The sequence below is a fragment of the Oscillibacter sp. PC13 genome, assembly GCF_900115635.1.
Classification (GTDB): domain Bacteria; phylum Bacillota; class Clostridia; order Oscillospirales; family Oscillospiraceae; genus Oscillibacter.
On the sequence record NZ_FOXE01000006.1, the window covers coordinates 15183 to 28388 of the forward strand.

Sequence of the window (13206 nt, forward strand, 5' to 3'; positions counted from 1 at the left end):
ACAATTTGTATAATGGAGAAAAAATTATACAAGGAGGAACGAATGCTGACGGAATTCACTCTTGGGCCGTATCGCTTGCAGGTGGATGTAAAGACCACCCGGACGTATTATGAGGCCCACCCGCTGCCGTGGGTCACCTGCGGCTGTGCCGGATGCCGGAATTTTCTCCAGGCTGTGAAGAGTATTCCCCAGACAGTACGGGATTTCTTTGATGCCATGGGGCTGGACCCGGAGAAGCCAGGGGAGACCTGCTATTACACCGGCACGCCGGACAGCCTTGTGGGCGGGGGGTGGTATCACATCTGCGGAACCATTCTGGCGGGTGCCTCCATGCCGGGGAACTATGAGGCGTTCCCGGCGGGCTGGTATGAACTGGATGAGAATTTTTCCGTGGGTTTTAAGACTGGCTGCGACCTGCTACCAGATGACTTTCCACGTCCCTGCTTTCAAATGGAGTTTAACCACCGCTTGCCTTGGGTTCTGAAGGAGCCGAACCCTTATTGAACAAGACCTGGCAAGCAAATCTCTGAACAGGAGAAGAAATCATGAGCGAACTATTTGATAAATCCATCCGTACCCTGGAGCTTCCCCGGGTGCTGCAGCTGCTTTCCGACCAGGCCGTCAGCGCCGAGGGAAAGCAGCGCTGCCTCTGCCTCCGGCCAGAAACGGAGACAGAGGAGGTTCTGCGCCTGCTGGATCAAACCGATGCAGCCCGCCAGATGATCGGACTGCATGGCAGCCCATCCTTTTCCGGTGTGAAGCCGGTGGCGGAGACACTGGACCGGGCGGACCGGGGCGGCACCTTAAACAATCGGGAGCTTTTGACAGTTGCGGATTTACTCACTGCCGCCCGGCGGGCACGGGAATATTTCAATGATGATGCCAATGAAAAGACGGCCATCGATCACTTGTTTCTCTCCCTCCACGGAAACCGCTTTCTGGAGGAAACAATCAAGCGATGCCTTCCGGATGAGGATACGGTAGCGGACACCGCCAGCACAGAATTGGCGGATATTCGCCGCCATATGCGTGCTGCCCAGGCAAAGAGCCGCCAGATTCTGCAGAAGATCATCTCCTCCCCCAGCTACTCCAAAATCCTGCAGGAGGCGCTGATTACCCAGCGGGACGGCCGCTTTGTGGTGCCGGTAAAGGCGGAGCACAAGGGCGACATGCCGGGCCTGGTACACGATATCTCCTCCACCGGCGCCACGCTGTTTGTGGAACCTATGGGAGTCGTACAGGCCAATAATGAGTTCATTGAGCTGCAGGCCAAGGAGCAGAAGGAGATTGAGCGCATTCTGGCGGAGCTCTCCGCTGAGACGGCCGCCCACCGGGAGGATATTCAATGGGACTATGACACGCTGGTGCATTTGGATGTGATTTTTGCCAGGGGGCAGCTCAGCTATCAAATGGATGGCGTCCGGCCGGAGATTCGAAGGGATGGGGCCATCCACCTCCGCAGAGCCCGCCATCCGCTGCTGGATCCCAAAAAGGCGGTGCCCATTGACATTGAATTGGGAGACACCTTTGACACCCTGGTCATCACCGGTCCCAACACGGGCGGCAAAACCGTCAGCTTGAAGACCTTGGGCCTTTTGACGCTGATGACCCAGTGTGGTCTTCACATTCCGGTGGCGGACCGCAGCCAGATTTCCGTCTATGCCCATGTGTTGGCAGACATTGGCGATGAGCAGAGCATTGAACAAAGCTTGTCCACTTTTTCGGCACATATGGTTAATATTGTGCACATTTTGGCGGAAGCCGACCGTCACAGCCTGATTTTGTTTGACGAGCTGGGAGCCGGTACAGACCCGGTGGAGGGCGCGGCGCTGGCCATTGCCGTCATTCAGCATGCCCGCAGGGCAGGGGCGCGGATTGCCGCCACCACCCATTATGCAGAGCTGAAGACCTTCGCCATGACTGCGGCAGGCGTGGAAAATGCCTCCTGCGAGTTTGATGTGGAGACACTGGCCCCGACCTACCGCCTGCTGATTGGCATTCCCGGAAAGTCCAACGCCTTTGCCATTTCCAAGCGGCTGGGACTGCCGGACGATGTGATTGAAACGGCCAAGGAACAGATGAGCGGAGAATCTGTCCGGTTTGAAGATGTCCTTACCCAGCTGGAGGCCAAGCGGCAGGCACTGGAGAAGCGGCAGATGGAGATAGACCGTCTCTTCCAACAGCGGGAAGAGGACGCCCGCAAGGCACGGGAGTTTCGGGAACAGATGGAGCGGGCTAAGGAAAACGCCCGCAGCCGCGGCGAGACGGAGGCCAAGCGCATCCTGCGGGACACCCGCGCCGCCGCAGATCAGGTGATGGCGGAGCTGGCTGAGATGCGCAGGCAGCAGGCCAAGGCAGAGCGGATAGAGAACGCCAATGAGGCCCGGGCTAATTTGTACCGCCAACTGAATGAGGCGGAGGATGCCGTTTCCAAGCGGGACATCAGACAGGAGCCCATTCCAAAGCCCAGCCGCCCCATTCGAAAGGGCGACTTGGTGGAGTTTCCCGGCGTCCGTACCCCTGCGGAGGTGGTTTCTGTGGGGAAGGACGGTACGCTGCAGATGAAGGCCGGCGTTTTGAAGATGAAGGCAAAAGCCAATGAGGTGCGGTTGATTGAAGACGATGAGCGGGCGGCGAAAAAGAAAGCACCTGCTGTCACGGTTCACCCGGGAGCCGACCGGGCGCTGCGGGCATCCGCCTCCCGCGAGTTGGACATCCGGGGACTGGAGACACTGGAGGCCGAGAGCGTGGTGGAAAACTTTCTCTCTGCCGCAGTAATGGGCCGGCTGGAGACGGTGACCATTATTCACGGAAAGGGCACCGGTGCGTTGCGGAAGGCTGTTCACGCCATTTTGCGGCGGAATAAGGCGGTGAAGGAATTCCGCCTGGGAGTTTACGGCGAGGGCGAGAGCGGTGTCACTGTGGTGACGCTGAAATAGCCCGAGCTGCCGCTGCGAAAGTAGCGTACAAATGTTTTGCCGGAATGGCTTAGCCGGGCATTACCTGCTTGAGCCGGCAAAATGTGGGGGCCTGGGAATAGCGGACCGGTATCATGGTAGAGATGCTGAAGTCATCGCCTGCTAACGGTTTGACTCCCAATGGAGTCTTTTTAAAATCTATGCACTCAAAAATGAAACGCTTGGCAGCGTTGCGCCAAGCGTTTCATCTTTGTGTTCCGCTTTATTCTGTTTCAGTCCAAACCCCGTCCACCCATTCGTGGACAGTGGTAACAAAGTCTCCTTCTGCGGCGCCTTCTGAGTCTGACGGCGAAAGCTCAACGTTTTTGACACGCTGCAAAACGCCGTCGGCATCGTACTGGTAATAATCCGTATCGTAGATTCCGTAACCGTTCCGACTCTCTGAAACCAGCTGGCGAGCGGCGGTGTCAATTTGAAAGTCATAGCCCACCAGGCAAAAGGCGTAGACAAACTGCTGTGTCCTTTGGTCCCAGAGCCAGTGGAGATACCGCCCGTTGACGGTGCCAAGAAGCTCCATCAGACGAATGTCGTCAGCACCATCAAAATTCAGATCCATGATTTCAGGAAGATACAGTTCTTCAAAGCAGGCAGTCCATGCATCATCGTCGACCGCTTCCGGCAATTCTCCGCTCTCCAGCTTTTCCTGATAATAAGGGTCTCCCAACGCAGCCATCTGCTGCCATTCCTGAATCTCTGCTGCTACCACGGCGTCCCGGACGGAAAGCGTCTGCAGCAGTTCTTCTCCCTCCAGCACATCTATGCGCCCCACGCCATAGTTCCAGGTGCCGTAGCTACTGGCTACCGCCCGGCAGTGGAGACGCAGGGTCAATTCCCGCCCATTGTCTACGACGGCGGGCAGGTCACGGATGTATTCCACGGTGGTGCCCTCCGCCACAGCACCTTCCGGAAGTTCAGGAAGGCCCTCCTTTGGGATAGCCGGATGGGAGGAGGGATTTCCTTCGCCAGAGACAACCGGCGCCCCATCCGCTTCCGCGGGGGCTGCATCGGTGGGGAAACTGCCGCCGGGCCGGGTGCTTCCACATCCGGACAGAATGAACAGGGACAGGAGCAACGGAAAAAGATGAGTGTATTTCATAAGCCCTCCCTAAACCTTCCGCAGGTCTCTGCCATCAACAGAACGACTGAATTCTGTGTGCGGCGCCACGACATTGTCATTCTAACGCAATGGGAAAACAGATACATTACAAAAAGGTGACAGAAGAGGACAAGCCGGTAACAACCAATGAAAGAGGCTGAACTTTACAAAGACAGCAGCTGTCTGCTATACTAAAAGAAAAATCTGAAATTGAGGTGACCGGTATGCACGAGCTTCCGAAACAATATCACATTGACTGCGCCCCCGGCGACGTGGGCCGCTACTGTATTCTGCCCGGCGACCCGGGGCGGGTGCCTGCCATTGCGGCACTGTTTGACAATGCCCGTATGGTGGCCCAAAACCGGGAGTTCACCACCTATACCGGTACGCTGCTGGGGGAGAAGGTGTCCGTCTGCTCCACCGGCATTGGCGGTCCCTCTGCCTCCATTGCCATGGAGGAACTTCATAAGTGCGGCACAGACACCTTTATCCGCACCGGCACCTGCGGCGGTATTGCCCTGGAGGTTCAGTCCGGAGATATTGTGGTGGCCACGGGTGCCATCCGCTTTGAGCACACCAGCATGGAATATGCACCCATCGAATTCCCCGCTGTAGCGGATTTTGAGATCACGGACTGCTTGGCCCGGGCCACAAGGAAGCTGGATCTGCCGCTTCACACCGGAATTGTCCAATGCAAGGACAGCTTTTACGGCCAGCACAGCCCGGATGCCTCCCCTGTCTACTATGAGCTGAAACAGAAGTGGGAGAGCTGGAAGCGCCTGGGTGTCAAGGCCAGTGAGATGGAATCCGCGGCCCTGTTCGTGGTGGCGGCAGCACTGGGCTGCCGCTGCGGCAGCTGCTTCCATGTGGTGTGGAATCAGGAGCGGGAGGCCGCGGGCCTGGACCAGAAAATGAGCGAGGATACAACGGCCTCTGTCCGCGTAGCAGTGGAAGGATTGAAGCTTTTAATCGAAGAGGACCGAAAGCAGGGCCGCTGAGGTAATAAACGGGCTGGGAGGGGGTATCCCCCTCCCAGCATTTTGCACCATTTCCCGGAACAGGCGCTCAATGGGCTTCCCGCTCCCGCATAAAAATCAGCACATCCGAAGCTGCGGTGCAGAATTTCCAGCCCTCTGCGCCGAGCTGGTTCCACTCAGCTTCCAGTTCATCCAGCTTCTTATCATAATCAAATCCAAGCTTCATTTTTTGCCGCACGACTTTATACTCATACTGCGTCATAGAAACTCCTTTTCTGGTTCACTGCTGGTCTGTCCGCTCACCGCTGCGGATGCCGCCGATGTTATAAGGTGTTGTCTGATAAACAAAATAGTTCAGCCAGTTTCCATACAGCAGATGGGCACAGGAGCGCCAATTGACAATGGGATCCAAGCTGGGATCATCGTTTGGAAAATAGTTTGCAGGCAGTTGGATGTCGACTCCAGCGGCCACATCACGGAGATATTCTTTTTTCAGCGTATTACGGTCATACTCCGCATGACCCATTAGGAAAATCTGGCGTCCCTGGTCGGTCTTCACGGCGTAGACGCCAGCTTCTGGTGAGGCGGCCAGTACCTTCAGATCCGGCACGGCGTCGATATCCTCCCGGAGAACGGTGGTATTTCGGGAGTGGGGGACCCAGAATTGATCATCAAACCCCCGGAAGAGGATGAAGTTGGGATCTTCCACTGTGTGCAGGAAAACGCCGAAGAGCTTTTGCTCCAACTGCCGCTTTGGGATTCCGTAGTGGTAGTACAGTCCGGCCTGGGCACCCCAACAGATATGCAGGGTGGAGTGGACATGGTATTTGCTCCATTCCATAATTTCACACAATTCCGGCCAGTAATCCACTTCTTCAAAGGGCATCTGTTCCACCGGGGCACCGGTAATGACCATCCCGTCAAATGTCCGCTCCCGTACTTCGTCAAAGGTCTTATAAAAGGCCAGCATATGCTCTTGGGAGGTGTTTTTCGACACATGTCCCGTGGGGGCAATCAGCTCCAGGTCGATCTGCAGCGGGGTGTTGCCCAGGACCCGGGCCAGCTGTGTTTCCGTGTCTACCTTGGTGGGCATCAGATTCAAAAGCAGGATTTGCAGCGGGCGGATATCCTGGGTAATGGCCCGGGTCTCCGTCATGACAAAGATGTTTTCCTGTGTCAGTGTTTCGGTGGCAGGCAGCTGGTTTGGAATCTTGATGGGCATGTCACTTCACCTGCTCCAGTGCCTGGGCAATGTCGGCAATCAGGTCTTCACGGCTTTCCAGACCACAGCTCATACGGATGAGCCCGGCGGGAATCCCCGCCTCTGCCAGCTGCGCGTCGGTCATTTGCCGGTGGGTGGAGGTGGCGGGATTCAGGCAGCAGGTGCGGGCATCGGCCACATGAGTTTCAATGGCCGCCAGCTTCAGATGCTTCATAAAGACCTCGGCAGCAGCCCGGCCGCCCTTCAATTCAAAGCTTACCACGCCGCAGGAGCCGTGGGGCAGATACTTCTGTGCCACCGCGTAGTATTTGTCCCCGGGCAGGCCGCAGTAGCTTACGTGGGCCACTTGGGGATGGCCGGCCAGGAATTCTGCCACTGCCTGGCCGTTTTCACAGTGACGGGCCATGCGGACATGAAGGCTCTCCAGCCCCAGATTCAGATAAAAGGCGTTTTGCGGGGACTGAATGGAGCCGAAATCCCTCATCAGCTGGGCAGTACATTTGGTGATAAAGGCGCCCTCCTTGCCGAACTTCTCGGCATAAGTGATACCGTGATAGCTATCATCTGGAGTGCAGAGGCCGGGGAATTTCTCTGCATGGGCCATCCAGTCAAACTTGCCGGCATCCACAATGGCGCCGCCCACGGCCACGCCATGACCATCCATGTACTTGGTGGTGGAGTGGGTGACGATATCAGCCCCCCACTCAAAGGGGCGGCAATTGACAGGTGTGGCAAAAGTGTTGTCCACAATCAGAGGAACGCCGTGAGCATGAGCGGCCTGGGCGAACTTTTCAATGTCCAGCACCGTCAGGGCGGGGTTGGCAATCGTCTCGCCGAACACGGCCTTAGTGTTGGGGCGGAAAGCGGCGTTCAATTCCTCTGCGGTGCAGTCCGGGGCCACAAAGGTAGTCTCCACGCCCATCTTTGCCATGGTGACGGAAATCAGATTGAACGTGCCGCCGTAAATACTGGAGGAGGCCACGATGTGATCGCCGCAGGAGGCGATGTTGAACAGGGCGAAGAAGTTGGCTGCCTGGCCGGAGGAGGTCAGCATAGCCGCCGTGCCGCCCTCTAACTCGCAGATTTTTGCCGCCACATAGTCGTTGGTGGGGTTCTGAAGACGGGTGTAAAAATAGCCGCTGGCCTCCAGATCGAAAAGCCTGCCCATATCCTCACTGGTGTCGTATTTAAATGTGGTGGACTGAACGATGGGGATCTGGCGGGGCTCGCCGTTGCCGGGGGTATACCCGCCCTGCACGCATTTGGTCTCGATACGGTAGTTGCTCATAATTGGTTGCTCCTTTCGGTTTTGGGGACGAAAAAAGGCTTTCGTCCCAAAGATCATTCTTTGAGACGAAAGCCGTCATCTGCTTCCGCGGTACCACTCAAATTGCGGCAGTTCCAAAACTGTCCGCCACTCATAGGGTCCAACAACCCCGCTGCGCTAACGCGGCATACGCGGGAGACCCTAACGGCACTGCTGCCCTCGAATCTCCGGCTCAGGAGCCATAGAACCTGGAAACCCTTGCTGCCGGCTTGCACCATCCGCCGGCTCTCTGAAAGCGCCTGTCTCCGTTCCTCTCCGTCATTGCTTTGAAAGCTATTATAAGGAAGCGGTGCTCATTTGTCAACTGTGGATTTTTTCTGTGGCATCCTCTATAATATGAACATTCAGATGATCGTAGGTCATCTCCACATGATGAGCAGCAAATGCATCCCGGAGGTGTTCACCCAGCGCAAAGTATACATTCCAGTACTCCTCCGGCGTGGCCCAACAATAGACGGTGTACTCGATAGAACTGGTGCCGTAGTTGGTCAGGTATACGCTGGGCGCAGGATCTGCCAAAACGTTGGGAGTTTGGGACAGGCCTTCTTGGCAGGCGGCTTTTACGGCTTCCGTTGGCGCATCATAGGAGGCGGTGACTTTTTGCGTCACTCTCCGCCGCCCCAAAACAGTGTAGTTCGTCATTTTGGAACTGGCCAGCTCTTTGTTTGGAAGCATCACCAGAAGACCGTCAGGTGTTATCAGTTTGGTGTGATTCAGGGAGATTTCCTCCACTGTGCCGCTGGTGCCGCCGGCCTCCACAAAATCCCCGATGGAGAATGGATGAGAGGAGAGAATGACGAGCCCTCCGGCTACGTTGCCAAGGATGTCCTCAGCCGCCAGGGTAATTCCAAGGGAGCCTACCGACAAAAGCGCTACCAGAGAGGTCATATGGATGTCCAGGCTTTCAGCTACAATGACCACCGTGACAATATACAGGAGGAGCTTGACCCCGGAGATGAGGTACTTCTGCACCCTGGCATCCAGTTTGGATTTTGCCAGCAGCCGGCCTGTCAGCTTTACCAGCAGACGAATCACCAGCAAGCACACCAGCAGCGTTACCACAGCGGACAAGACCCTTCCGACGGTTAAGGAACCGAGAGATACGTTTAAGAGATCAGAAAAAGAACCCATGCTAAAAAACCATCCTTTCCAAAAGTGACAAAGGCATCATAGCGGAAGAACACAAAAAAGTCAACGCCGAAACGAGAAATAGGAGATTGAGGAGGAATTCATCCATGGAGCAGCGTGCAAACCGGAACGGCAGGGGAACAGCCCTGATTCCATTTTTGATTTTTGTTGCGATTTATCTGGGGGCAGGTATTTACTTGCAGATAAGGGGACAGAGCATGGCCTTTTATCAGTTCCCCCCGGTGACGGCGATGTTTATTGCTGTCCTGGCGGCGTTTTGCATTGGGAAAGAAAGCCTGCAGGAGAAATTCTCCATTTTTGCCCGCGGTGCGGCCAATGAAAATGTCCTGACCATGCTGATGATTTATGTTTTGGCGGGGGCGTTTTCCAGCGTGGCTTCTGCAATGGGTGGGCAAGATGCCACGGTGAATCTGGGCCTTTCTGTAATACCGGTTCGCTTCCTGGCGGCTGGCGTATTTGTTATCGCCGCTGCGATGGGAACTGCAACCGGCACCTCCATGGGGACCATTGGGGCCATTGTCCCCATTGCGGTTGGAGTGGCAGAAAAAGGCGGGCTGAGCCTGTCGCTGTTTCTGGGAGCCTGCGTGGGCGGGGCCATGTTTGGGGACAACCTCTCCATGATTTCAGATACTACCATCGCAGCTACCCGCACCCAGGGCTGTGAAATGCGGGACAAATTCCGGGTGAATTTTTTGATTGCGCTGCCAGCTGCGGTGGTTACCCTGGTACTGCTGCTGGCGTTTGGCCGGCCCGACAGCGCAGTTCCCATACGGGATCTGCCCGTCGATTTTGTGAAGGTGCTGCCGTACCTGGCAGTTCTGGTGCTGGCCATTGCCGGAATGAATGTGTTTTTGGTATTGCTGATTGGCATTTTTTCCTCCGGTGCCATCGGCTTACTGACGGGAGGACTTACAATTTTCGGATTTGCACAGGCCATCTGGACTGGCTTTACCAGTATGAACGAGGTGTTTTTCCTGTCCCTGTTCTGCGGCGGTATGTCAGAGTTGATTGCCCACAATGGGGGCATTGCCTGGTTGGTGGAAAAACTGAGAAAGGGGATGCGGGGCAACAAGTCCGCCCAGGTTGGCATTGCGGCGCTGGTGTCCTTGGCAGACTGCGCCACAGCTAATAATACAGTGGCCATTATCGTCAGCGGAAATGTGGCCAAGGATGTAAGCTGGGAGTACCGGGTGGATCCACGGCGGACAGCATCCCTGCTGGACGTGTTCTCCTGCGTTTTTCAGGGAATTATCCCCTATGGCGCGCAACTTTTGCTGGCAGCCAGCCTGACTACGGAAAGCGGCATTACCATCAATTCTGTGGAGATCATTCCCTACATGTGGTACTGCTGGATTTTGGCGGCATTCGGAATTCTGTCCATTTTTATCCCGTATGCGGATCATCTCTGCCGGAAGGACCCGTGGGATTGGGAGCACGGTGCCGCAAGGTCTGCTGTGGCAGAGAATAAGATACTGTAATGGAAAACAGAGAGGGAACCGCTGATTTTGTATAGGACTCTGACAGAAAAGTAAAACAGCGGAAAGGTTTCCTGGCCATTTGCCGTGCAGCTTTTCTTTTTCCAAAAACTTTTCAAAATCCTCCGCTGGCATGGGGTGGGGAAAATAATACCCTGCACATAGTTGCAGTCTACTTCCATCAGCCGGTCCAGCTGTTCCCGAGTTTCAACACCCTCGGCCACCATGCTCACGTGCATCCAGCGGGCCAGGTTCACGATAAACTGTAGGATGCCTTGCTCAAGTGGTTTTGCTGTCTCACTTTGAATGAATTTCATCAGAATATCAATGGGCATCTGATTGAGCATATTCAAAGAAGAATGGCCGCTGCCGAAGTCATCCATTTCAATAATAAAGCCGAGTTCGCGCAGGCAGCTGACTGCTTGGATTGGCTGCTGAGGATTCTCTGCATACACGCTTTCCGTGCTCTCCAAGTGAAGCTGCTTTGGGAGGCTGTTGTCATAGATTGCAAAATAACACCCATATTTTGCTTTGATGCTCTGCACTGCCAGCATAGCACGGTCGCACATCTGATCCATGGGGAAATACCGCTCGTCAATGGGATAAAGGCCCCATTTGATATCGGCGATCTTGTTGTTGGAGAGAATACTGCTCCGTTTTCCCTGATCAATAAAGATCTCGTTGGTATATGTTCTCCCACGCTCAACAAGACACACAAAGCGATCCGAATCCAGCCTCCCGCATAGGCCATCCGGCCTGGTATAGGTACGGCAGCAGATGGCGATTTCAAAAAGCAGGTCATCCTCAGCCTTTTTTCCGAGCACATTGTTGATGAGCTTGAAATTTTCTACATCAGAACAAATGATGTCATAGTCCCGATCCGGATGATGCACTAGCAGATCCCTGGCCTTCTGGTAAAAAACGCCTTACTGTAAAGCCGTGTCAAACGGGCATATTGAAACTGATTGATCATGGCGGCCGTTTCGTGAAACCGGCTGATACTGGATACCCGGTTCAGAGGTATCTCTGCTTTATAAGGCCTGGTGACAAAGTCCTCCACACAATGGGACAGCGCGGTCACTTCGTCGGCATCGCTGTCGCTCTGAGTGGTTACAATAATGGAAATTGTGGATAAGGCGGGATCGTTTTTCGCAAAGGAAAAGAATGTATAGCCGCCCATAACGGGCTTGTGATATCTAATAGAATGAAAGAGATGTATTCCTTTCGGAACGGAGACAGCTTTGCTGTCGGAGTCCAAAACAAAAGGACACGACATAGTCGTGTCCTTTTGTTTTGGTGCGCGAGGCGATACAGAACTTTTTGAAGAACCCATTAATATCAACGGTTTGGAGGCATTCGAACAGCAATTTATCTTGTATATATCCTTTTCGTGACTGTTTTTTAGACAGCTGCCCTTTTTCTATACCCAAAACAAGTGTAGCGATTGGGGTTGAAAATCCTTCATTTTTTCCCCACAGGCGGGCGAACCGCAAGGGCATGGGTGTTTTCCCACGCTCCATATCCGGGAGTCTGGCGGAGGCAAATTTCGCAAAGCACGGGAAGAAGCGAATAAGGCTAGGCCTGCTAGCTATACTATACCGTATATAAAAGGCAAGGTATTTGATGGCGGTATCACACAGAGGGGCGATTTTCTTTGGAATGGTGCATATTCCACTGGGACTGTACATAGCGGCGCAGGGCAGCGTTATTCACTTGAACCGACTGCGCATAGAAACGGTTCACGAAAACTTTCGTGGCGAAAACAGCATTGGGCGGTCTGCATCAGCCTGTTTTCAAGGGAATCCGGGAGGATCAATCTTCTGAGCAATATGCTGAAAGGAAATAAAACATGAAAGCACTTGTATATGAAGGCGTAAAGGATGTCCGCATGAAAAAAGTAGCGGATCCGATCATTCAAAACGAGGATGATATAATCGTAAAGGTAACTTCAACCGCGATCTGCGGTTCAGATCTCCATTTGATTCACGGCAGAGTTACGGCTTTGAAGCCCGGATATATTCTCGGCCATGAAACAATGGGAATCGTAGAGGAAGTCGGTAAAGAGGTCACCAAGTGAAAAAAGGCGACCGTGTGATTGTGCCATTCCCGGTAGCATGCGGACACTGCTACTACTGTGATCATGGGCAATACAGTCAATGCGACAACTCCAATCCAAACGGAGAAGCGGGCGGGCTGTTCGGTTATTCCGATGCATACGGCGGATATGCCGGCGGGCAGGCGGAATATATGCGGGTACCATATGCGAACGTCGGCCCTGTTGTCGTACCGGAGGAACTGACCGACGAGCAGGTTTTGTTCCTGACCGATATTCTTCCCACCTCCCGTTGGGGCGTGGAGATCAGCGGTGTAAAATCCGGTGATACGGTGGTCGTACTCGGGTGCGGGCCGGTAGGACTGTTAACGATCAAATGGTGCATCTTTTTGGGGGCCAAGCGGGTAATCGCCGTAGACAGTGTGAACTATCGTCTGAAGCATGCGGCAAGTTACGGTGCGGAAATCATGAACTTCGAAGACTACAATAATACCGGGCTTGAGATCAAGGAACTGACTCACGGCGGCGCGGATGTGGCGATTGACTGCGTGGGAATGGACGGAAAAATGTCTGTATTGGAGAAAGTGGAAGCGGCGATGAAATTGCAGGCAGGGTCAAAATCTGCAATTGAGATCGTATCGGAGGCGGTGCGCAAATGCGGAACAGTGTCGATGGTTGGCGTATACGGAGGACGGTACAACACATTTCCCCTGGGAAACTTCTGGACGCGCAACGTCACGCTGAAAATGGGTCAATGTCCGGCTCAAAATTATGTGCAGCCGATACTGGAACTCATCAAAGAAAGAAAATTCGATGCCACCGATATTATTACCCATACGCTGAAACTTGAAGACGGCGTTCACGGCTATTCAATTTTTGACAATAAAGAGGACGGCTGTATCAAAGTTGTTTTAAAACCATAAACAGAA

The 13206-nt window shown here is 54.2% G+C and carries 11 protein-coding genes and 1 pseudogene; 5 read left to right on the forward strand and 7 right to left on the reverse strand.

The window, feature by feature from the left end; translation table 11 throughout:
- Positions 1 to 42: 42 nt before the first annotated feature.
- Both BMZ81_RS04555 and BMZ81_RS04560 read left to right on the forward strand, forming a co-directional pair.
- Positions 43 to 504 carry a hypothetical protein gene (locus tag BMZ81_RS04555; protein ID WP_091129170.1) on the forward strand — a complete coding sequence of 154 codons (462 nt, stop codon included), beginning with the start codon at positions 43 to 45 and terminating at the stop codon, positions 502 to 504.
- Between the two features lie 41 nt (positions 505 to 545).
- Positions 546 to 2939, forward strand: coding sequence for an endonuclease MutS2 (locus tag BMZ81_RS04560; RefSeq protein ID WP_091129173.1), 2394 nt, complete (start codon positions 546 to 548; stop codon positions 2937 to 2939).
- Between the two features lie 241 nt (positions 2940 to 3180).
- Here the strand turns inward: BMZ81_RS04560 and BMZ81_RS04565 are convergent, their stop codons facing one another.
- Positions 3181 to 4074 carry an XAC2610-related protein gene (locus tag BMZ81_RS04565; RefSeq protein ID WP_091129176.1) on the reverse strand — a complete coding sequence of 298 codons (894 nt, stop codon included), beginning with the start codon at positions 4072 to 4074 and terminating at the stop codon, positions 3181 to 3183.
- A gap of 224 nt (positions 4075 to 4298) precedes the next feature.
- Between BMZ81_RS04565 and udp the strand changes: the two genes are divergently transcribed.
- Entirely contained in the window at positions 4299 to 5072 is a 774-nt protein-coding gene (gene udp / locus BMZ81_RS04570) for a uridine phosphorylase (protein ID WP_091129179.1), read from the forward strand.
- A gap of 67 nt (positions 5073 to 5139) precedes the next feature.
- On the opposite strand, the gene BMZ81_RS14005 is transcribed toward udp, so the two are convergent.
- The 4 genes from BMZ81_RS14005 to BMZ81_RS04585 form a co-directional block, all read right to left on the reverse strand.
- Positions 5140 to 5313 carry a DUF4177 domain-containing protein gene (locus tag BMZ81_RS14005; protein ID WP_177187200.1) on the reverse strand — a complete coding sequence of 58 codons (174 nt, stop codon included), beginning with the start codon at positions 5311 to 5313 and terminating at the stop codon, positions 5140 to 5142.
- Positions 5314 to 5331: 18 nt separating this feature from the next.
- Positions 5332 to 6273, reverse strand: coding sequence for a homoserine O-acetyltransferase MetA (metA, locus tag BMZ81_RS04575; RefSeq protein ID WP_091129180.1), 942 nt, complete (start codon positions 6271 to 6273; stop codon positions 5332 to 5334).
- A gap of 1 nt (position 6274) precedes the next feature.
- On the reverse strand, positions 6275 to 7561 hold the full coding sequence (locus BMZ81_RS04580; protein WP_091129183.1) for an O-acetylhomoserine aminocarboxypropyltransferase/cysteine synthase family protein: 1287 nt from the start codon (positions 7559 to 7561) through the stop codon (positions 6275 to 6277).
- A 339-nt stretch (positions 7562 to 7900) separates the two neighbouring features.
- Positions 7901 to 8731, reverse strand: coding sequence for a mechanosensitive ion channel family protein (locus BMZ81_RS04585; RefSeq protein WP_091129185.1), 831 nt, complete (start codon positions 8729 to 8731; stop codon positions 7901 to 7903).
- Between the two features lie 104 nt (positions 8732 to 8835).
- On the opposite strand from BMZ81_RS04585, the gene BMZ81_RS04590 reads away from it, so the two are divergent.
- A complete protein-coding gene (locus tag BMZ81_RS04590) occupies positions 8836 to 10227 on the forward strand; it encodes a Na+/H+ antiporter NhaC family protein (protein ID WP_091129187.1) in 1392 nt (463 codons plus the stop codon).
- Here the strand turns inward: BMZ81_RS04590 and BMZ81_RS04595 are convergent.
- Both BMZ81_RS04595 and BMZ81_RS04600 read right to left on the reverse strand, forming a co-directional pair.
- Positions 10149 to 11117 carry an EAL domain-containing protein gene (locus tag BMZ81_RS04595; protein WP_091129189.1) on the reverse strand — a complete coding sequence of 323 codons (969 nt, stop codon included), beginning with the start codon at positions 11115 to 11117 and terminating at the stop codon, positions 10149 to 10151. The genes BMZ81_RS04590 and BMZ81_RS04595 overlap by 79 nt on opposite strands.
- Entirely contained in the window at positions 11117 to 11404 is a 288-nt protein-coding gene (locus BMZ81_RS04600) for a PleD family two-component system response regulator (RefSeq protein ID WP_091129192.1), read from the reverse strand. The genes BMZ81_RS04595 and BMZ81_RS04600 overlap by 1 nt, the downstream gene beginning before the upstream one ends.
- A 669-nt stretch (positions 11405 to 12073) precedes the next feature.
- Between BMZ81_RS04600 and BMZ81_RS04605 the strand changes: the two are divergent.
- A pseudogene (locus BMZ81_RS04605) lies at positions 12074 to 13200 on the forward strand (zinc-dependent alcohol dehydrogenase).
- The last annotated feature ends 6 nt before the right edge of the window (positions 13201 to 13206 follow it).